The sequence below is a fragment of the Homoserinimonas sp. A520 genome, assembly GCF_054489245.1.
The window spans coordinates 465,388-483,281 of record NZ_JBTMWX010000003.1; the positions used below are offsets into that span (position 1 = coordinate 465,388).

General features: G+C 66.6%; 17 protein-coding genes and 1 tRNA gene. 7 read left to right on the forward strand and 11 right to left on the reverse strand.

Annotated elements, in window-relative coordinates; all coding sequences use genetic code 11:
- Nucleotides 1-17: 17 nt before the first annotated feature.
- The 5 genes from ACX3PH_RS10925 to ACX3PH_RS10945 all read right to left on the reverse strand — a co-directional run bounded on the left by ACX3PH_RS10925 (nt 18) and on the right by ACX3PH_RS10945 (nt 4,776).
- The gene (locus ACX3PH_RS10925; protein ID WP_459092350.1) at nt 18-998 is read right to left on the reverse strand and encodes a helix-turn-helix transcriptional regulator; all 981 of its coding nucleotides are present in this window, start codon (nt 996-998) and stop codon (nt 18-20) included.
- On the reverse strand, nt 991-2,007 hold the full coding sequence (locus ACX3PH_RS10930; protein ID WP_459092352.1) for a helix-turn-helix transcriptional regulator: 1,017 nt from the start codon (nt 2,005-2,007) through the stop codon (nt 991-993). Before ACX3PH_RS10930 ends, ACX3PH_RS10925 begins: the two co-directional genes overlap by 8 nt.
- Nucleotides 2,008-2,033: 26 nt before the next feature.
- Nucleotides 2,034-2,996, reverse strand: coding sequence for an FKBP-type peptidyl-prolyl cis-trans isomerase (locus ACX3PH_RS10935; RefSeq protein ID WP_459092354.1), 963 nt, complete (start codon nt 2,994-2,996; stop codon nt 2,034-2,036).
- Between the two features lie 71 nt (nt 2,997-3,067).
- On the reverse strand, nt 3,068-4,102 hold the full coding sequence (locus ACX3PH_RS10940) for a tRNA (adenine-N1)-methyltransferase (RefSeq protein ID WP_459092356.1): 1,035 nt from the start codon (nt 4,100-4,102) through the stop codon (nt 3,068-3,070).
- Nucleotides 4,102-4,776, reverse strand: a complete 675-nt coding sequence (locus tag ACX3PH_RS10945) for an HAD family hydrolase (RefSeq protein WP_459092358.1) — start codon at nt 4,774-4,776, stop codon at nt 4,102-4,104. Before ACX3PH_RS10945 ends, ACX3PH_RS10940 begins: the two co-directional genes overlap by 1 nt.
- A 106-nt stretch (nt 4,777-4,882) precedes the next feature.
- On the opposite strand from ACX3PH_RS10945, the gene ACX3PH_RS10950 reads away from it, so the two are divergent.
- On the forward strand, nt 4,883-5,740 hold the full coding sequence (locus tag ACX3PH_RS10950) for a proteasome assembly chaperone family protein (RefSeq protein WP_459092360.1): 858 nt from the start codon (nt 4,883-4,885) through the stop codon (nt 5,738-5,740).
- A gap of 107 nt (nt 5,741-5,847) precedes the next feature.
- Here the strand turns inward: ACX3PH_RS10950 and mshC are convergent, their stop codons facing one another.
- From mshC to ACX3PH_RS10970, 4 genes are all read right to left on the reverse strand, one after another.
- Entirely contained in the window at nt 5,848-7,083 is a 1,236-nt protein-coding gene (mshC, locus tag ACX3PH_RS10955; RefSeq protein ID WP_459092362.1) for a cysteine--1-D-myo-inosityl 2-amino-2-deoxy-alpha-D-glucopyranoside ligase, read from the reverse strand.
- A 126-nt stretch (nt 7,084-7,209) separates the two neighbouring features.
- Nucleotides 7,210-8,646 (reverse strand): HNH endonuclease signature motif containing protein, encoded by a 1,437-nt coding sequence (locus ACX3PH_RS10960; protein WP_459092364.1) that lies wholly within the window; start codon nt 8,644-8,646, stop codon nt 7,210-7,212.
- A 163-nt stretch (nt 8,647-8,809) separates the two neighbouring features.
- Complete coding sequence (locus ACX3PH_RS10965) at nt 8,810-9,736, reverse strand: undecaprenyl-diphosphate phosphatase (RefSeq protein WP_459092366.1); 927 nt, start codon at nt 9,734-9,736, stop codon at nt 8,810-8,812.
- Nucleotides 9,737-9,752: 16 nt separating this feature from the next.
- A complete protein-coding gene (locus ACX3PH_RS10970; RefSeq protein ID WP_459092368.1) occupies nt 9,753-11,168 on the reverse strand; it encodes a M20/M25/M40 family metallo-hydrolase in 1,416 nt (471 codons plus the stop codon).
- A gap of 120 nt (nt 11,169-11,288) precedes the next feature.
- Here ACX3PH_RS10970 and ACX3PH_RS10975 point away from each other — a divergent pair.
- Nucleotides 11,289-11,373 (forward strand) — tRNA-Leu (locus tag ACX3PH_RS10975).
- Between the two features lie 254 nt (nt 11,374-11,627).
- Here the strand turns inward: ACX3PH_RS10975 and ACX3PH_RS10980 are convergent.
- The gene (locus ACX3PH_RS10980; protein WP_459092370.1) at nt 11,628-11,846 is read right to left on the reverse strand and encodes a hypothetical protein; all 219 of its coding nucleotides are present in this window, start codon (nt 11,844-11,846) and stop codon (nt 11,628-11,630) included.
- 104 nt (nt 11,847-11,950) lie between these two features.
- On the opposite strand from ACX3PH_RS10980, the gene ACX3PH_RS10985 reads away from it, so the two are divergent.
- Nucleotides 11,951-12,817, forward strand: coding sequence for a hypothetical protein (locus ACX3PH_RS10985; protein WP_459092372.1), 867 nt, complete (start codon nt 11,951-11,953; stop codon nt 12,815-12,817).
- Between the two features lie 48 nt (nt 12,818-12,865).
- Here ACX3PH_RS10985 and ACX3PH_RS10990 read toward each other — a convergent pair whose 3' ends face one another.
- Nucleotides 12,866-13,375, reverse strand: coding sequence for a flavodoxin family protein (locus ACX3PH_RS10990; RefSeq protein ID WP_459092374.1), 510 nt, complete (start codon nt 13,373-13,375; stop codon nt 12,866-12,868).
- A 295-nt stretch (nt 13,376-13,670) separates the two neighbouring features.
- Here ACX3PH_RS10990 and ACX3PH_RS10995 point away from each other — a divergent pair, with 295 nt between their 5' ends.
- From ACX3PH_RS10995 to ACX3PH_RS11010, 4 genes are all read left to right on the forward strand, one after another.
- The gene (locus ACX3PH_RS10995; protein ID WP_459092376.1) at nt 13,671-14,246 is read left to right on the forward strand and encodes a TetR/AcrR family transcriptional regulator; all 576 of its coding nucleotides are present in this window, start codon (nt 13,671-13,673) and stop codon (nt 14,244-14,246) included.
- 78 nt (nt 14,247-14,324) lie between these two features.
- Nucleotides 14,325-15,749: an amidase gene (locus ACX3PH_RS11000; protein WP_459092378.1), complete on the forward strand. Its 1,425-nt coding sequence runs from the start codon at nt 14,325-14,327 to the stop codon at nt 15,747-15,749.
- Between the two features lie 4 nt (nt 15,750-15,753).
- Nucleotides 15,754-16,635, forward strand: coding sequence for a branched-chain amino acid ABC transporter permease (locus tag ACX3PH_RS11005; protein ID WP_459092380.1), 882 nt, complete (start codon nt 15,754-15,756; stop codon nt 16,633-16,635).
- Nucleotides 16,605-17,831, forward strand: coding sequence for a substrate-binding protein (locus ACX3PH_RS11010; protein WP_459092382.1), 1,227 nt, complete (start codon nt 16,605-16,607; stop codon nt 17,829-17,831). The genes ACX3PH_RS11005 and ACX3PH_RS11010 overlap by 31 nt, the downstream gene beginning before the upstream one ends.
- Nucleotides 17,832-17,894 lie beyond the last annotated feature (63 nt).

The following is a 17,894-nucleotide window of genomic DNA, read 5'->3' on the forward strand; positions in this document are numbered from 1 at the left end:
AGCCCGATAGGCCGGGGTCACCGGTAACGGACGGCGCCCGCGGCTGCCCACTCGGCAACGGCGGCACGCGCCTCCTCCGGCGCGACCACCGTCACGACGCCGGGCATCCCGGCGACCAGGCGCTTGAGCCCGTGCAGGTGGGAGACGCGGATGACCGTGCGCACCCGATCATCCGCCACCGTGGTCACCGGGTTGTCGCGGATGTAGTCCTCGAGTATCGGCAGCGCTGAGGCGGAAAGCTCGAGGGTCACCTCCAGGTCGTCCAGCGACACCTCGAACAGGGAATCGGGAAGCGTCACGTCGTGGCTGTGGTGCGTTATCGGTTCGTCAGTGCGGTGGGGGTCGCTGATGCGGTCCAGCCGGAACGTCCTCACGGCCTCGCGCAGGTGGCACCAGCCGCGAACGTACCAATCGGCGTCGAGGGATTCGATCCGCAGCGGGTCGACCCGGCGGCGCTCAGCCTGGCCGCGGTGCCCGCGGTAGCCGAACTCCACCTGGACCCCGGCGGCGACGCATTCCCGGATGACGGCGAGCGTGGCATCCGTCTCCGAATCTTCGACCGCCAACCGGGTGGGGGTGGCGGATGCTCCCCGGGACAGCTTCGCCATCAGGGTGGCGATCGCGTCGCGATCGGTGTTCTCGGGCAGCGCGGAAAGGTACTGCAGGCCGGCGATGAGGGCGGCCGCCTCACGGCCGGAGAACCGCGGGGACTCGTCGATCGCCACCAGGTTGGTCAGCACGATCTGGTCGTTGTCGAGGAAGTCATCCCAGGCGACATCGAACAGGTCGTTGTGCTGGTAGGTGCCGGTGGCGCCGGGGATCCCGGAGACGGCGATGAGGTTGACGGCGTCGCGGATTTCGGCCTCTGAGACTCCGAAATGGGCGGCCACCTCCGGGACGCTGATCCGGTCGTGGTCCATCAGGTACGGCACCAGGGCGAGCAGGAAGGCGAGCTTGTCCGCCGCCTGCTTGGGCGCGGCGGCCTTGCGTTTAGCCACGGTGTTCCCCCTGCCCGACGGATGAGCCGTGCGTCCTTGCCGTGCTCTCGAGCCGTTCCCGCACTGCTTCCCGGAGTTCTGGCGGCTGGGCGACCAGCACTTCCGGTCCGTAGCCGCTCAACTCGTCGGCCAGGATGTTCGCGTCGGCGTAGTGGAGGGTGAGCGTGGAACCATCAGCCACGGTGCCGCGTCTCTTCAGAAGCCGGGTGGCGGCATCCGACCCCGGCACTACCTCGACTGTGGCCGAGCGGGCGTTCCAGACCTCCTCCAGCTCCTGCAGGCCGATCTCGGCCTGGTCCCCCGGCGGCGGGGCGAACGTCTTGCCGGTCAGCGTGACCGGGGAGGTGATGCGACGCAGCAGGAAGGTTCTCGACTCGCCGTTCTGCATCGCATACAGGTGCCACCGGCCTTGGTGCTGGATGAGCGCGTAGGGGTCGACGACGCGGTGGCCCGCGTGCGCTTCGCCCGGTTTCAGGTAGGAGAAGGACACGGTCGCGTTCTTCTCCAGAGCGGCGTTCAGCGGTTCGAACGCCGGCTCACGCACCCGGTTGTGGGCGGCATAGCTGAGAACCGGTTCGTCAGCGGGCAGGCCGAGCGAGCGCAGCTTGAGCAGGGCGCGGCGGGACTCGTCGGAGAGCGACCCCTCACGCCAGACCATTGCCGCCAGGTTCAGCAGTGTCGTCTCCTCGGCGGAGAAGGTGATGTCGGTCGGCAACTCGTAGCTGCCGCGCGGGATGCGGTACCGCAGGTTCTGGTTGTTGCCAGCCTGACCCGGGTCCTCGATGGTCTCCAGTGGAACGCCGAGCTCACGGATGTCGTCTTTGTCACGCTCGAATTGGCGCTCCAGGTTGGCATTGTCGCCTGAGGTGTTGTAACGCTGGCGGTAGCCCTGCACGGTCGACAGGATCTCGTGCTTGGTCAGCCCGGTCTCGGTGGCGAGGAGCGCCAGGACAAGGCTGAACAGGCGTTCCTCCACGGGAACGCGAAGTGCACCACTGATGTCAGTCATGCTGCCGCCTGTCACCGCTTGTCATGTCAAGGTTGGTCGATCTGGCCCAGGATGTCGACCACGAATACCAGGGTGGCACCGGCCGGCACTGAGCCATTGCCGGAATCGCCGTAGCCGAGCTCCGGCGGCACCACCAGGAGTACCTGCGAGCCGACGGTCTGCCCGACGAGTCCGTCGAGGAAGCCCTTCACGACCGAATCCTCGGTCAGCTGGAACACCGCTGGCGAGTTGTCTGCCCAGGTGGAGTCGAAGACCTTGTTGGTGTTCCAGAGCACGCCGGTGTACTGCACGACAGCGTAGGAGCCTGCCTCGATCTCTTCGCCTTCACCGCGGATGAGGGTGGAGACGACGAGGTCTTCCGGCGGTTCGACGGCGGATCCGCCAGACTGCGGGATGGTGATGCCCGGGGCACCGTTCGGCGCGGTGACGACGACCGGGTCGCCGGGATTCGGGGACTGGGGGGCGCCATCCGCCTTCGGCAGGTAGGCGTCGAGCGCGTCAACGACGAAGATGATGCTGTCCTCTGGCTTGACCCCGAGCTGCATAACCGCTGACGCGTTGAATGCCTTCTCGGCGGTTGTGGCGATGACGATGCGGGACCCGACGGTGGCACATTCGAGGGCGTGGCCAACCGCCGGCAGCGTCGACTCGCCGGCCATGGTCATGATGCCCTTGCCATCGAAGGGGGTCGACTGCAGTTCCTGGCCGGTGCTGCCGTAGTAGATGCCCAGCTCTGCTCGCACCGGCTGGCCGATGGTGATGCGTTCGCCGTCGCCCGCGATGACCTGGGTCGCCTCGGTGTTGTAGGTCACGATCGGCGTCGGGAAGTCCACCTTCGGCGCCGAGCCGAACTCTCCGGATACATCGATGATCGACGAAGCGTCACCGGACTCGTACTGTCCGCAGGCGGCGTAGCCGGGGTCACCGGCGCAGGCGGTCAGGGTTGCCACGAGTCCTGCGGTGACGAGCAGCGCGGAAATCTTGCGCACGAATCCTCTTTTCGATCTGCCGGGGTTCTGCGTTGGCCAGGCGTCGGCTTGTCTGGGCAACCCCTGCGATTCTAGTTGGCCGCGGCCGGGTCGTCGTGTTCAGGCGTCTCGCCCGCCGCCACGGCCAGTTCCGCCTGGCCGCTCGCCTGCCGGGCGACCTTGCGGGCGCGCTTGCTGCTCGACTGCCGTTCCCCGAGAGAACCCGGTGTCCACAATTCGACATCCTCGTCGGAGAAGTCGGTCTTCGACGCCCGGCGCTTGAGCGAGGGAAGCACGGTTCCCGGGGCCAGTCGCCTGGCGGTGAGCAGGAACCCGGTGTGGGCGACCATCCGGTGGTCGGGACGAACCGCGAGGCCTTCCACGTGCCATCCGCGCACCATCGTCTCCGAGGAGTCCGGGTCGGTGAACATCCCGGTGTGACGGATGGCTTCGGCCACCCGCGAGAGCTGGGTCACGGTGGCGATGTAGCAGAGCAGCACTCCCCCGGGCTTCAGCACCGATGCGCAGGCGTCCAGGCACTCCCACGGGGCCAGCATGTCGAGGACGATCCGGTCCACGGAGCCTGGCTCGGCGACATCCGGCAACGACTCGACCAGGTCGCCTACCGTCACGCTCCAGTTGGTGGGTTCCGCGCCCAGGAAGCTGATGACATTCCCCTTGGCGACTTGAGCGAATTCGTCGCGGCGCTCGAACGACTTGAGGGTTCCGGTTGGGCCGATGCCCCGCAGCAGCCACAGGCTGAGAGCGCCGGAGCCGACGCCCGCCTCGACGACGGTCGCGCCGGGAAAGATGTCGGCGTGCGCGAGGATCTGGGCGGCATCCTTCGGGTAGATGATCGCTGCGCCACGGGGCATGGACATGACGAAGTCGGTGAGCAGTGGCCGCAGGGCGAGGTACTCGTCGCCGGTGGTGCTGGTGACGACCGAACCATCCGGAAGGTCGACGAGGCTGTCGTGTTCGATCATGCCGCGGTGGGTGTGGAAGGTCTTGCCGGTCTCGAGGGTGACCGTGTTCATCCGCCCCTTCGGGCCGGTGAGCTGCACTTTGTCGCCGAGGCGAAAGGGGCCGCTCTGCCTGCGCTGGGCTGGCTGTTCGGGCTGGGCCATCAGGCGACGTCCTGCCTGGCGGTGGCGAAGTGGTCCCGCAGGTCGGCGACACCGCGGCCCTCCAGGGTGGGCCAGAGCGCGTAGTCGGCGCTCGGCGGCAGGTGGATGTGGGCGGGAACACCGATAGTCACGGCACCGGATGCGACGGCCGAGGCGAGACCGGTGGTCGAGTCTTCGAAGGCGATGCACTGTGACGCGTCGAGGCCGAGCAGCTGGGCACCCCGAACGTACGGTTCGGCATCCGGTTTTCCCTTGGTCACGTCGTCCCCGCCGACGACGGCGGTGAATGCGTCGAACCCCATGGCCGAGACCACCTGCTGCGCCATCCGGTTCAGCGACATGGTGACCAGGGCGCACGGGATGCCGGCCTGGTTCAGTTCCTGCAGGAGTTGGCGCGCACCCGGTCGCCACGGCACCTCGACGCTGACCTGCTCCATCACCTGGTCGGTGAGCCGGGTGACGATCTCGTCTTCGGGGAGGGCGACTCCGTGGTTCTGGAAGATACGGGCAGCCACCCAGAGGTCGGCGCCGACCACCGCCAGGGCGGCCTCCCTGGTCCAGACTCCGTTGAAGGAGGCGACCAGCTCCTCTTCGGCCCGCATCCAGTACGGCTCGGTGTCGACGATGGTGCCGTCCATGTCCCACAGGACACCGGCCAGTAGCGGTTCAGTCACAGGAGACGAGTTTAGCCGGGAGCAGGTTTTATCCTTAACCTGCCTATCCTTGATTGCAGGATAGGCCGGGCAGTCCGTGCGGTCGTGTAATCAGTTCAGAGGTTAAGTGCCAGGTAGCGCAGGAGTTTTCGGGGAACGCCCGCTGATTGTGGCGTTCGAGGGCTGGAACGACGCCGGGGAGGCGGCCACCGGTGCCGTCAGTTCCCTCCGTGAGTTACTCGAGCTCTATCCGATGTTCGAGGTGGACGCCGAAGAGTACTTCGATTTCCAGTTCAACCGCCCGAACCTGGCCTTCGACGAGGGCGGAAGCCGGGTGCTCGCCTGGCCGGGCGTGACCCTGTATGGCCCGACCGGGCCGGCAGAGTTCTACCTGCTGCTGGGTGCTGAACCGTCCCGCAACTGGAAGTCGTTCACGGTGGAGATCCTGGAGGCGATCGAGGACCGCGAGATCACCGGCGTGATCTTCCTGGGTGCGATGCTGGCGGATGTCCCGCACACCCGGCCCATCTCGGTTTCCGTCTCGAGCGAGAACCAGAAGGTTCGGACGGCGCTGGGTGTGGAACGCAGCACCTATGAGGGGCCGGTCGGCATCCTCTCCGTGCTGTCGATGGCGTGTGAGACGTCCGGGATCCCGACGGCGTCGATCTGGGCATCCGTGCCCCACTATGTGCACAGTGTTCCGTCGCCCAAGGCGACGTTGGCGCTGGTCGAGAAGCTGGAAACCGTGATCGGGGTCGACATTCCGCGCGGCGACCTGGCGGTGGAGGCGGCCGCCTGGGAGACCGGAATCGACGCGCTCGCCGGGGAGGACGACGACATGGCGGCCTACATTGCCGGGCTGGAGCAGGCCCGGGACACGGTGGACTCCCCCGAGGCCAGTGGTGATGCGATCGCGGAGGAGTTCGAGAAGTACCTCCGCAAGCGTGGAGACAACGGCAAGGGCGACCCCCGCGGCAAGCAGTAACGGGGCGAACGTGCCCTCGCCGAGCCCGTCGACCGGCGCTCACCCGTCAGTTGCGGACGCACCCGTACACGCGCCCGAGCCGGGCGAGTCCGTACCTGACGGGTGTACTAGAGCCGAACCCCGAGCAGCGCGTTGACGGCATCCGCCATCACTGCCGCTGCGGGCCGCCCGGACGCGACCCAGCCGTCGACCACGTCAAGTGCTGCTGGTGTGTTGAGGTCGTTCGCCAGCACGGCACGGAGTTCGTCGAGGTGCGCTTGCGCCTGGTCGTTCTCCCCTGGCGCGGCGGCCCACGCCCGCCACGCACCCAGTCGCTCCGTCGCGGACTGGAGGTCGGCATCCGTCCACTCCCAGTCGCTGCGGTAGTGGTGGGCGAGGAGCGCCAGCCGGATGGCGCGGGGGTCGACGCCGGCTGCGGTGAGCTCGGACACGAAGACGAGGTTTCCGAGCGACTTGCTCATCTTCTCGCCCTGGTAGGCGACCATTCCGGTGTGCGAGTAGACCTTGGCCAGCGGTTCGCCGGTGAGGGCTGTCGCGTGGGCGGCGCTGAATTCGTGGTGCGGGAAGACGAGGTCTGAGCCGCCGCCGTTCACGGTCACGGATGTCGCGTGGTGGTTGAGGGCGATGACGGTGCACTCGATGTGCCAGCCGGGGCGCCCTTCGCCGAGGACGGATGCCCAGGACGGCTCGCCGTCGCGCCTGGACCGCCAGAGCAGCGGGTCGAGCGGGTTGCGCTTGCCTTCGCGCCCGGGGTCTCCACCACGCTCGGCGGACAGGGCGAGCATGGTTTCGCTGTCGAGGTTGCTTTCGAGTCCCAGCTGCCAGGTGGTGTTGCGTGCCGCAGCATCCGTGTCGAAGTAGAGGTCGGGTTCGGCGTTGTCGCTGGGGACCGGGTAGGCGTAACCGCGCTCGAGGAGGGTGTGGACGGCATCCGCTACTTCGTCGATGACTTCGGTGACGCCGACGTAGTGGTGCGGCGGGATGATCGACAGGGCGGTCATGTCGCTGCGGAAGAGTTCGATCTGGGACTCGGCGAGTTCCTGCCAGTCGATGCCGCGTTCTTTCGCGCGCTCCAGGAGCGGGTCGTCGATGTCGGTGACGTTCTGCACGTAGCGCACGTCGCAACCGCGGTCGAGCCACAGCCGAACGAGGGTGTCGTAGGCGAGGTAGGTGTTGGCGTGACCGATGTGGGTGGCGTCGTAGGGGGTGATCCCGCAGACGTAGAGGGAGGCCTCGCCGGTGCCCCCGGCGTCCTTGAGTTCGCCGGTCGACGTGTCGTGTAGTCGGGGAACAGGGGACGTTCCGGGTAGGGACGGGACGGCGGGATGGCTCCAGGACTTCACCTTTTGAGCTTATGCGCGTTGACAATGTCCACATCACCGACGGAAGGCCGTCATCACGGACCGACACCTCGCCTCCGTCGACAGGCAGCGTGCGACTTCCGGCGTCAACGCTGCACTACGACAGGCTCACTCGGTCAGTGTCGTGCGAGGTGGTTTGTATCTGGTGCGGGATTTGCTGGCGGGTCGCCAGGGCGCGTCCCATTGAATCCAGGGTGGTGCCTTGATTTCTGGCACCCCTTTTCGCATCCGCACCTGCCAGCCGGAGCTTTCGATGCTGCGATGGTGGTACCAGCAGAGCAGCACGCCGTTGTCGGTGTGAGTTGGGCCACCGTCGGCGTCTGCGATGACGTGGTGGATTTCGGTCCAGTCGGGTGGGATGTTGCAGCCCGGGATGATGCATCCGCCGTCACGGAGCGTGATCGCCTTGCGCTGCGCTGGTGTGAAGCAACGCTGTGGCGAGCCCAGCTCGATGATGCGGCCGTCGGAGTCGAAGCGAATGTTCTGGGTTCCGCCGGTGCAGATGAACTGCTTGACGGCGTCGAAGGAGATCGGGTCGTCGACCCCGTCGATCCACCCGACGCCGCGGCCGCGGGACAGGTCGTCTGAGGTGACGCTCACCAGAACCGTAGGGGCTGCTCCCCCGATGCTCGGTGTCTCGCCGCTGCGTGCAACCGCATCGATCATGCTGGCGAAGACGTCGTGACGCTTCTGCACGTCCGTTCGCGGATCGCGACCGCCTTCCGCCTCGGCAGCTTCGGCCGCTTCCCGGTCTTCATCGCTCAGGAAGGTGCCGGTTGTCTTTGGCGACAGGTACGAGTCCATCACCCGATTCAGCTTGCCCGCGATCTCGGGCAGTAGAGCGTACGTTCCGATCACCAGCCCGCCTCTCGTGACCCCGCGGCTGAACGATCGCTCTGCCATGGCTCGCTCTTCGGTCGGTCGCACGCCGTCCGGGTCAAGGAACGCGCGCCATTGGGTCGCCTGCACGGTGATCTCGTCGGCGGTGGCCGGTACCGTGCTCTCAGGGCTGGTTCCCATAGCCGATGCGACCAGTTCGAACTCGGCGACAGCGAGGTCATCAATGGCAATGTGGTCAAGGCTCGGAGCGAGGCCGTTGACTATCGCGCGGGCTGTGTCGGCGCCGATGTCTCCGTTGTTGAGCGCCTCGGAGACCCGCGGGAATCGGGCCGGGAACTCAACGCCGGCCAGCGACCGCTGCGGTCGGGTCTCCGCGCCCAGCTTGAGGAGGCGGGAAACAGTTGCTCCCGAGGTGCGGGTCACTCGCTGGATTAGTTCGACAGCGGTACGGCAACCTTTCTTTGCGGCCAGGGAGGCGGAACCGAGTTCCCGCCGCGACCGCTCCCCCACTTCCGCCGCCCATTCGACCCGGCGCGCGTCGATCTGGCGGCCCAGCTGTTCGAGGGAGGCGCCGTGTTGGAGCAGCGCATCGTCCGACAGGCCGACCACTTCGCCTGTCGGCAGCACCTCTGCGACGGCGCGCGACAGTTCCGATGCGGAGGCCGAGGCATCCGCTGTATCGAAAGTGAAGACGATTCTGGACATGCATTAATTATCGCAGAGTCGTAACTATATGCGAAGAGTTCTCGCGAATCTGTGGAGAAGTATTTGAAGGCCGCCTGTGGAGGAGTAGTTCGTGCTCGCACCCTTCGGCAAGCTCAGGGGGTCTCGATGAACTCGACCCGCGACCCGCGACCCGCGACAGCCGCTACAGCGGCGCCAGCACCCCGGTCGACAGCAGCAGGATGAGCGCCCCGCCCAATACCAGGCGGTAGATGACGAACGGTAGGAACGACTTCTTCGAGATGTAGCTCATCAGCCAGGCGATGACGGCGAGCCCGACTCCGAACGCGACCACGGTCGCAACCGCTGTCTCGAGGTAGCCGTAGTGCCCGGGCGGTTCGCCGAAACTGTGCACCAGTTCGTACAGCCCGCTGCCGAACACCGCGGGGATGGCCAGCAGGAAGGCGAACCGTGCCGCAGCCGGCCGCGAGTACCCGAGGGCCAGCCCTGCAGTGGTCGTCGCCCCGGATCGCGAGACACCGGGAATGAGCGCCAGCATCTGGGCGATCCCGATGAGGATGCCGTGGCGGTACGACATGTCGTCGATCTCCCGCGTGCGCTTGCCCGCCCAGTCCGCGAGGCCCAGGATCAGCCCGAAGACGATGAGTACGATCGCGACCAGCCAGAGCGAGCGGAAGACGGAGCGGATGTACTCCTGCGCGAAGTATCCGAGCAGCACGATGGGGATGGTGCCGATAATGATCAGCCACCCGAGCCGGACATCCGGATCATTCTTCTCGATGACCGCACGGGCTGCCTTGCTGCTCCGCCTGGTGGCAGCGGTAGCGCCTTCGAGCACTTCGGCCGAGCTGGGGCTGACTGGCTCCGCGAGCATCCGCTGTGATCCGAAGTGGCGGAACCATTTGCCGATGATCCGCGTGATGTCGCCCCAGAAGTACATGATCACTGCAGTCTCGGTGCCTAGCTGGGTGATGGCGGTGAAGGTGGCACCGGGGTCGGTGGCGCTGGGGAGGAATTCGCCGGCGATCCGCAGGTGGGCGCTGGATGAGATGGGGAGGAACTCGGTGAGCCCCTGGATCAGCCCGAGGATGATCGCTTCGATGAATTCCACGGATGCTCCAGGGGATCTAGTAGTCGAGCAGCAGGTCGGTCAGAACCTGCCTGCCAAAGACTAATGCGTCGAGTGGTACCCGCTCGTCAACGCCGTGGAACATGCCGGGAAAGTCGAGTTCGGCAGGAAGCCTCAGTGGCGCGAATCCGTAGCCCTTGATGCCCAGCGTGCTGAGCGCCTTGTTGTCGGTGCCGCCGGAGAGCAGGTAGGGCAGCACCGGGGCGCCAGGGTCGTGGCGGTTCAGCGTGGTCTTGATCGCGTCGACCAGGGGGCCGTCGAATGCCGTCTCCATACCGATGTCGCGGTGCATGGTGACGATCTCGATGTCGGGGCCCACGAGGTCCGCAATCTCGGCGAGCACCTCATCCTCTTCGCCGGGGAAGGCGCGCACGTCGATGAGCGCTTCGGCCGTGTCGGGGATGACATTGTGCTTGTAGCCGGCTTGTAGCAGCGTCGGGTTGGTGGTGGTGCGCAGCGACCCCTGGATGAAGCCGGATGCCGTGCCGGTCGCGATCGCAAGCTCATCCGGCCCGACCTTCTGCGGGTCCTCACCGAGGATCCTGGCGATCTCCGACATGAGAAGCGTCGTGGTTTCGGTGAGGCGGATGGGCCACTGGCGGCGCCCCACCTTGGCGACGGCCTCGGCGAGCTTCGTGATGGCGTTGTCGTGGATGATGCGGGAGCCGTGCGCTGCCGTGCCACGGGCGATCAGCTTGATCCAGATGAGGGCTTTCTCGCCGGTCTGCAGCAGGTAGGCGCGCTGGCCGCCGAGGGTGATCGAGTAGCCGCCGACCTCGCTGATGGCTTCGGTGGCGCCGGCGAAGAGTTCCGGATGTTCGCGCACCAGGTACCCGGAACCGAGCACTCCCCCGGCTTCCTCGTCGGCGAAGAAGGCGACGACCAGGTCGCGAGCTGGCTGGCGGCCTGAGCCCAGGATGTCTCCCAGGGCGGTGAGGATCATGGCATCCATGTTCTTCATGTCGACGGCGCCGCGGCCCCACAGCATGCCGTCCTTGACCACGCCGGCGAACGGGTCGACGCTCCAGTTGTCGGCAACGGCGGGAACCACGTCGAGATGGCCGTGAACGACGAGCGCGCCCCGCTCTGTGGGTTGAGTAGCGCCCGACGAAGCTGTGGGTCGAGTAGCGCGCGACGAAGGAGCACGCGTATCGAGACCAGGCCGCGTATCGAAACCGCTGTTCCGCCCCTCAACCCGCGCCACAACGCTCACGCGCCCGGGCTCAGACTCGAACATCCGCGCATCCAGCCCCATCGCGGTGAGCCGGGCTGCCACATACTCGGCGGCTTCGGTCTCACCGTTCGACTTACCTTCGCCATAGTTAGAGGTGTCAATGCGGATGAGGTCCCGCGCGATGATCGCGGTCTCGTCGAGTTCGGGTTCGGTGCTCGTCAGGGGCGGCGGCAGGTCCATCCCTCCACGGTATCGGCAAACGCGCCGGAGGCTCGCGCGTACCGGCCGGAGGCGGTTATCGGGCACGGCCAATCGTGCTAATCTCGTACCTCGGTAGTTCAGTGATGGACGACCGACTGCGCGCGGATGGCGGAAATGGCAGACGCGCTAGCTTGAGGTGCTAGTGCCCGTATAGGGCGTGGGGGTTCAAGTCCCCCTTCGCGCACGCACGCAGAGTGCTTCGGAGAATTCTGAAGAACTCTTCGGACAATTGGGCCGGCAGCCAGATTTATCTGGTTGCCGGCCTTTTTTGCACCCTTAGTCAAGGGCCGGAGCATCGAATTGGCCGCCGGACTGTCCTTCGGGCTGATCCGGGTGGCGTCGGTTAACGAAAGAAGGCGCGTCCGAGCGATTTCGGACGCGCCAATATTCCCGGGCTTCCGGGGGATGCTGTTGTGGTGTTGCGGTGCTTCGGGTGCGTTAGCAGCGGGTGGGCGGCTCGACATCGTCGGCGCGCGGTTCTGGTTCCCAGAAAATCGTGGGAACCCCAGAGTTCTTGGCGTTCACCGAACGTAGGGCAAGGTGCTCCTTCAGGAAGGTGAGCAGCTTGCGCAGGTTCTCGCAGACGGGCGATGCTGGCGATGACGTAGGTGAAGGTGTTGCCGCGGACGTGGCGCCGGTCGGCATTCTGAAGGTCATCGAACTGCGCACGCTTGTACCTCGATCTCCGGGTGCACGCTCCGCCTTCGCGAAGTGCGTCGGCGTCGGAGCCCACCGATGGTGCTCACAGTAGGCTCTGCGTCATGGACCCCAACACGTTCGGCTCCGAAGCCTCTGTTCCACGGCGCAGCAGGTTGCTCATCGGCATGTCCCTGGTCATTGCTGCGCTCGTAACTGTCGCAAGTGTGCTCGGGTTGATCGCTTCTTGGCCGTACCAGGAAGAAACCGAGAATTGGGTTCTGCAGGCGCGAGGGCAAGACATTGGCAACCTCCTAGCGGTCGTCATTCTTGTCGCAAGCGCGATCCGGATGCGTGCCGGCTCGTTTGGGGCAGCACAGTGGTGGATGGGCACCCTGCTCTACCTCCTGTACGCCTATATCGTCTACGCCTTCGCCGTGCACTTCGGCCGCCTGTTCCTCGTCTATGTCGCGATCTTGGGGCTCGTCTTCTTCACCCTGGTAATTGCGCTATCGACCAGAGAGCGGGCACCCGCCTACCCGAGTCGCCCGGCCCGGCTGCTCGCAGCATGGGTGCTTATCGCAACAGGTGCACTTTTCGCCCTGTTGTGGCTGAGCGAGCTAGTTCCAGCCACCGTGACCGGGCAGGTGCCGCCGAGCATTGCAGCAGCTGGGCTGATAGTGAGCCCCATCCACGCCATTGACCTCTCGGTAGTCCTGCCAGGCATGATCATCATCGGTGTGCTCAGTCTTAGGGGGAACAAGACAGGGCTGATGTTGACCGTACCGGCACTGATTTTTTCCGTGTTGATGGGATCTAGCATCATTGCCGCGATGCTGCTGATCGTCGCGACCGGGGAGACCAACGGATTGCTCCCGATCGTGATGGTCACCGTTGTCGTGGTGGCCAGCCTGGCAGCCGCAATCACGTATGCACGCAGAACGCACGATGCTCAACCCGCAGTCGTGGAAGCCGGGCACCGAGGCAATTAGCGAGGGCAGTTCACTCTACGGCGATCACCGTTCCGGATATCGATCAGCTCACGAGCCGAGGCTAAGGGCGGCGATTACCTCATCCGCCCACGCGCGTGCCCGTTCAAGCTCCCCATCGAGAAGCGGACCTTCGTAGCCATGGACGCGGAAAGTCTCCTGCTTGACCGACGTGTCGAAACCCAACGAACGTAGCTCGTGCTTTGCCGCTTTGGCGGCGGAGCCAGGCATGCGCGGCTTGTCCACGCGAGTATCAAACGCGACAGCAGGGGTTGCAATACTAGGCCGGTCGAGTTGGTTGAGCCATTCCCGGATGCCTCTAGCCGGCTCGTGCGGGGCCGAATGGGACTTGACGGCTTCCGCCCGCGTCGTAGCCCGCGTCATGGAGAAAGCGTGTGTAGGACTACCGACCACGACGAGGCCGTAGCCGTCGACGCTGATCGGCGCGGCATCCGAGTCCACGACATCGACCTCGCCAACCCCGGCAAGATTGTCGGCGACTACGCGCGCGACCTTCTCAGTGTTGCCCCACAGTGACTCGCAGACGACCAGTGCGCGCATCTTTGCTCCCTCTGTGCGTGACCTGCAAGTACGGGTCACGCACAGACTATGCCCGGGCGGCATTACCAAACCGAGTCACCTCGAAGCGCGGCATCCGGCACCATCGCGGCGATCTGCCGACGAACAATAGGTCACCGTCGTGCAAGCGCGCTATCACTACTGATGAGCCTGCGGGTGTGATGCGTCGATTCTGAACGCGCGGAGCCAGAGAATGCGGGCTAGGGCGGGGCGTGCAAACTCTGCCTCGACGAGACGGTGATATGGTGACTGACCCACTCGTCAAGGGAGTCAGCCGATGCTTCGCAGCGACGCCAAACAGAATCGCAGGTTGTTGCTGGATGCCGCATGCGTCCTCATCGCGCAGGTCGGAACCGATGAGACCAGCGCGCGCGACATCGCCGATCGCGCGGGCGTGAGCTCGGCGACGCTCTATCGTCACTTCCCGAGCAAGCAGGCGCTCGTCGACGGCATCTCCGTGGATCGCTGGGAGCGTATGAGCGAGTGGGCGCGAGGTTCGCGCACTTCTCGCCCGGCGGTCTTCGACATCGCCCTCGTGCTTGACCGATTTTCGCGACTCGTCAGCGACGACGCGCAGTTCATCCAGGCTGCCGGGCTGAAGGTAGGCACGACCCCCACGGCGATCGCGCCGGTGCGCGAGGTCTTCGACGCGCGCTTCGACGAACTCTGGAACGCCGCTCGGGCGTCGGGGTCCGTGCGCCGATGGGCCGACCCCCGGGACGCGGTCGAGCTCGTCGGCTCCATCCGCAACAAAGAGCGTCGCACGCCCATGCTGGCCACGATCGTCGGAGGCTTCGTGGCGCCGCAGGTCGACATCGAGCGACTGCTGCGCACCGTGCATCACCTGCACTGATTCGGCTATCTGCGACAGATCCGGGGTAGTTCTCTCACTTTCCGCGCACGGATCGCCCCGCGCTCTCAAGATGATGATGTGTCGAACAATGGTGCTCATCCGCTGGATTCAGGAATTCGCCGCCTGGCAGAACAGCTGCGCGACGGCAGCCTCAGCTCGCGCGACCTGACTGCGCTCGCCTTTGACAGGATCGACGCGCGAAACGGCGGAGAGCCCGACTTCGACGGAGCCCCGGACGCTGTCAACGCTTGGGTGCGTCTCGACCGCGACGCCGCGATGGCTGCCGCGGATGCCGCGGATCGGCGCATCGCGCAGGGTGACCCCTCCCTGTTGGCGGGCATCCCCGTCGGACTCAAGGATCTGTTCGCCGTCGCAGGCAAGCCGCTCACCGCTTCGAGCCGCCTCCGCGCGACGGAGACGGCGGGCGAGGACAGCGCCACGTGGGCGGCCCTCTCCGACGCCGGTGCCGTCTACGTGGGGCACACTCACACGCACGAGTTCGCCGCCGGCGGCACCACCGACCAGGTCGGCAACCCGTGGAACCTCGCTCACAGCCCCGGGGGATCCAGTGGAGGCTCCGCCGCCGCCGTCGCCGCCGGCATGGTGCCCTTGACACTCGGCACCGACACGGCGGGGTCCCTCCGCATCCCGGCGGCACTCGTCGGCGTCTCCTCCTTCAAGGCGACCTTCGGTCGTGTGCCCACCGACGGCGTGATCCCGCTGTCCACGACGCTCGATCACGCCGGCCCGATCGCCCGCACGATCGACGACTGCGCCGTCGCGCTCGAGGTCCTCAGCGCCGCGCCGCGCTCCCGCGACCCGTTCGGTGTCGGTGCGCGTCCCGGCATCGTGGCACCGCGGGCGGCGGACCTGCGCGGAATCCGGGTGGCCGTGACAAACCGGCCCGACCTAGTCGACGTCGAACCGGATGTCCGGGACGGTCTGGAGCGGGCGGTCGCGGCTCTGTGGGAGCTGGGCGCGACCGTCGTCACCGTCCCAGCGCCGGCGGACCTGTCCAAAGCCGACTACGACACGATCTTCCTCGCCGAGGCGCGCACCTATCACGCGCAGTACGCGAACCGCGCGAGCGAGTACCGGCCGAGCGTGCGCGAGTTTCTCGCCCACGACCTGGCGCCCATGACCGTCGACGTCTACCTCGCCGCCCAGCAGCGCCGTGCAGGCGTCACCGCCGCGTGGCAGCGCTGGTTCGCCGAGAACGACATTGCCGTCCTCATCGAACCAACCGCGGCATCGACCGCGCCCCTGCGCGGACACGGGTACGACGCGGGTCGCCCGATGGGCGGTACCGATCCGCTCACCGCCTTCACCGCGACCTGGAACGTCACCGGCTTCCCCGTCGCCGCGCTCCCCGCAGGAATCGGCAGCCGCACCGGTCTGCCGGTGGGCGTGTCGGTCATCGGGCCGGGCGAAGCCGACGCCGAGACCCTCGCCATCGCCCTCGCCCTGCAGGAGCGCCTTCCCATCCCCGCCCTCGCGTGGTGAGCTGATGGAGCCCTTCGTCCTCTTCGCGCTGTCGGTGTTCACCGCCTTCGGTTTCTACGCCCTGCTCGCGTGGGGCCTCGGGCTGATCTTCGGTCAGCTCAACGTGGTGAACGTCGCCCACGGCGACATGGCCATGGTCGGCGCCTACCTCATGGTCGTGCTGACTCCGGTGGCCTTCCCGCTGCGGCTGCTTCTCGCCTTCATCGGGGGTCTCGTCCTGGGCACGCTCATCGAGCGAGGACTGCTCAGCCGCCTGTACCAGCACGGCATGCTCGCCACCCTCCTGGCGATGTGGGGCTCCGGCATCGTCCTGCGCCAGACCGCTGAGGCGATCTTCGGACCTACACCGGCGTCCGTCCCCGCGCCCATCACCGGCACCGTGGAGGTCCTCGGGGTCGACTACCCGATCTTCCGCCTGGTCAGCGCGGCCATCTCGCTCTTCATCGTCGCCGGCCTCGTGCTCGTGATGTACCGGACGAGCCTCGGACTGCGGCTGCGCGCATCGATCGACAATCGTGCGATGGCCGCCGGGTTCGGCATCCCGACCGGCGTCATGGTCACGGGCACCTTCGCCGTCGGCACCGCGCTGGCGGTGCTCGCCGGCGCCCTGCAGAGCCCCATGCTCGGCATCACCCCGCAAGTCGGTGTGTCGCTGCTGGCGCCCACGTTCTTCGCCGTGCTGCTCGGGCGTCCCGGCAGCATTGGTGGGCCGATCTTCGGCGCCTTCGTCGTCGCCGTGCTGGACATCGGACTGCGCACGGTGCTTCCCGAGACCGTCGCCGGCGTCGTCTTCTTCATCGTTCTCATCGTCTTGATCGCCCTACAGCCGCAAGGCCCCAACTGGAGGTTCACACTATGGAAAACGCTTCAACGGCGCGTCGCCTGACCGGGCGCCGCGCAACCGCCGGAATCGCGGCGCTGGCCGCCGTCACGCTTGCTCTCACCGCGTGCGGCGGGGGTTCCTTCGGCACCGACGACGGCAATGACGGTGCGGAGGACCGCGCCTTCCGCCTCGGCCTCGTCGCCCCCACAACTGGTGTCGCCTCGCTCGAGGGCAACTCACTCGTCATGGGCGCCAAGCTCGCCGTCGAGGCCGTGAACGCCGATGGCGGCGTGCTCGGACACCCGATCGAGCTCGTCGTCGTAGACGACAAGTCGGACGCCGCGACCTCGACGCAGGTGACACAGCAGCTCATCCGCCAGAACGACGTGGACTACGTGCTGGGGACGATCGCCGGTGACACCTCCGTCGCTGCGGGATCGGTCGCGGCCGAGGCGGATGTGCCGTTCTCGACCGTCGTCAACGGCACGGTCGAATTCTGCAGCCCTCACTTCTGGCCGTTCGGCGCAAGCGAGCGCATGATGGTCGAAGACCTGATTCCGCACATGATCGAGCAGTACGGTCCGCGCGTCGGACTGGTCGGGAACGACTACATTTTCCCGCACACGTACCACGCGGTGGCGAGCGAGTTCATCGCCGAGAATGGCGGCGAGGTCGTCGCGGAGGAGTACAGCCCGCTGGGAACGGCCGACTGGCAGCCGGTGATCGGCAAGCTCGTGAACGCCGACCCCGACTGGATCCTGACGGCCGTCGTCGGCGGCGACGCCGTATCGTTCATGAGCCAGGCCGATCAGTTCGGCCTGCTCACCGACCGCGGTGTCACCGGCACCACGTCGCAGCAGGAGTTCTACGGTGCTCTCGGCCCGATCCTGGAGGGACGGACGACGGCGCTGCAGTACTCCGACCAGACGCCGGGCGCCGACAACGAGGCGTTCGTCGCGGCCTACCGTGAGGAGCACGGCGACAACGGCTCGATCTCTGCGATCGCCGCGACCGCGTACGAAGCCGTGCGCTTCATCGCCGCGGCCGTCAACGCGGCCGGCGGCTACGACGCCGACGCGATCAGCGAGCAGATGTCGACCATCCGTCTGGACGGGCTCTTGGGCGACCTGGGCTTCCGTGAGGACAACCACTACGTCAACAGCGACATGGTTCTCGTGCGGATCGACGAGGGCGGCGTCTACTCGACCGTCGAGGTGCTTGACCCGATCGACGACACGACGGCGCGCACCTGCTCGTGATGCACTCCGTCGAACCGCGCCTGCGGCTGCGGCGAGCCCTCGGGTTCGCCGCAGCCGTGGGAC

Bases quoted from the DNA above. Each gene is read 5' to 3' on its own strand.
- ACX3PH_RS10980 (WP_459092370.1), bottom strand. From the start codon at position 11,846: ATGACCTTCAGAATGCCGACCGGCGCCACGTCCGCGGCAACACCTTCA.
- ACX3PH_RS11010 (WP_459092382.1), top strand. From the start codon at position 16,605: ATGGAAAACGCTTCAACGGCGCGTCGCCTGACCGGGCGCCGCGCAACC.
- ACX3PH_RS10990 (WP_459092374.1), bottom strand. From the start codon at position 13,375: ATGCGCGCACTGGTCGTCTGCGAGTCACTGTGGGGCAACACTGAGAAG.
- ACX3PH_RS10995 (WP_459092376.1), top strand. From the start codon at position 13,671: ATGCTTCGCAGCGACGCCAAACAGAATCGCAGGTTGTTGCTGGATGCC.
- ACX3PH_RS10985 (WP_459092372.1), top strand. From the start codon at position 11,951: ATGGACCCCAACACGTTCGGCTCCGAAGCCTCTGTTCCACGGCGCAGC.
- ACX3PH_RS10940 (WP_459092356.1), bottom strand. From the start codon at position 4,102: ATGGCCCAGCCCGAACAGCCAGCCCAGCGCAGGCAGAGCGGCCCCTTT.
- ACX3PH_RS10960 (WP_459092364.1), bottom strand. From the start codon at position 8,646: ATGTCCAGAATCGTCTTCACTTTCGATACAGCGGATGCCTCGGCCTCC.
- ACX3PH_RS10930 (WP_459092352.1), bottom strand. From the start codon at position 2,007: ATGACTGACATCAGTGGTGCACTTCGCGTTCCCGTGGAGGAACGCCTG.
- ACX3PH_RS11005 (WP_459092380.1), top strand. From the start codon at position 15,754: ATGGAGCCCTTCGTCCTCTTCGCGCTGTCGGTGTTCACCGCCTTCGGT.
- ACX3PH_RS10970 (WP_459092368.1), bottom strand. From the start codon at position 11,168: ATGGACCTGCCGCCGCCCCTGACGAGCACCGAACCCGAACTCGACGAG.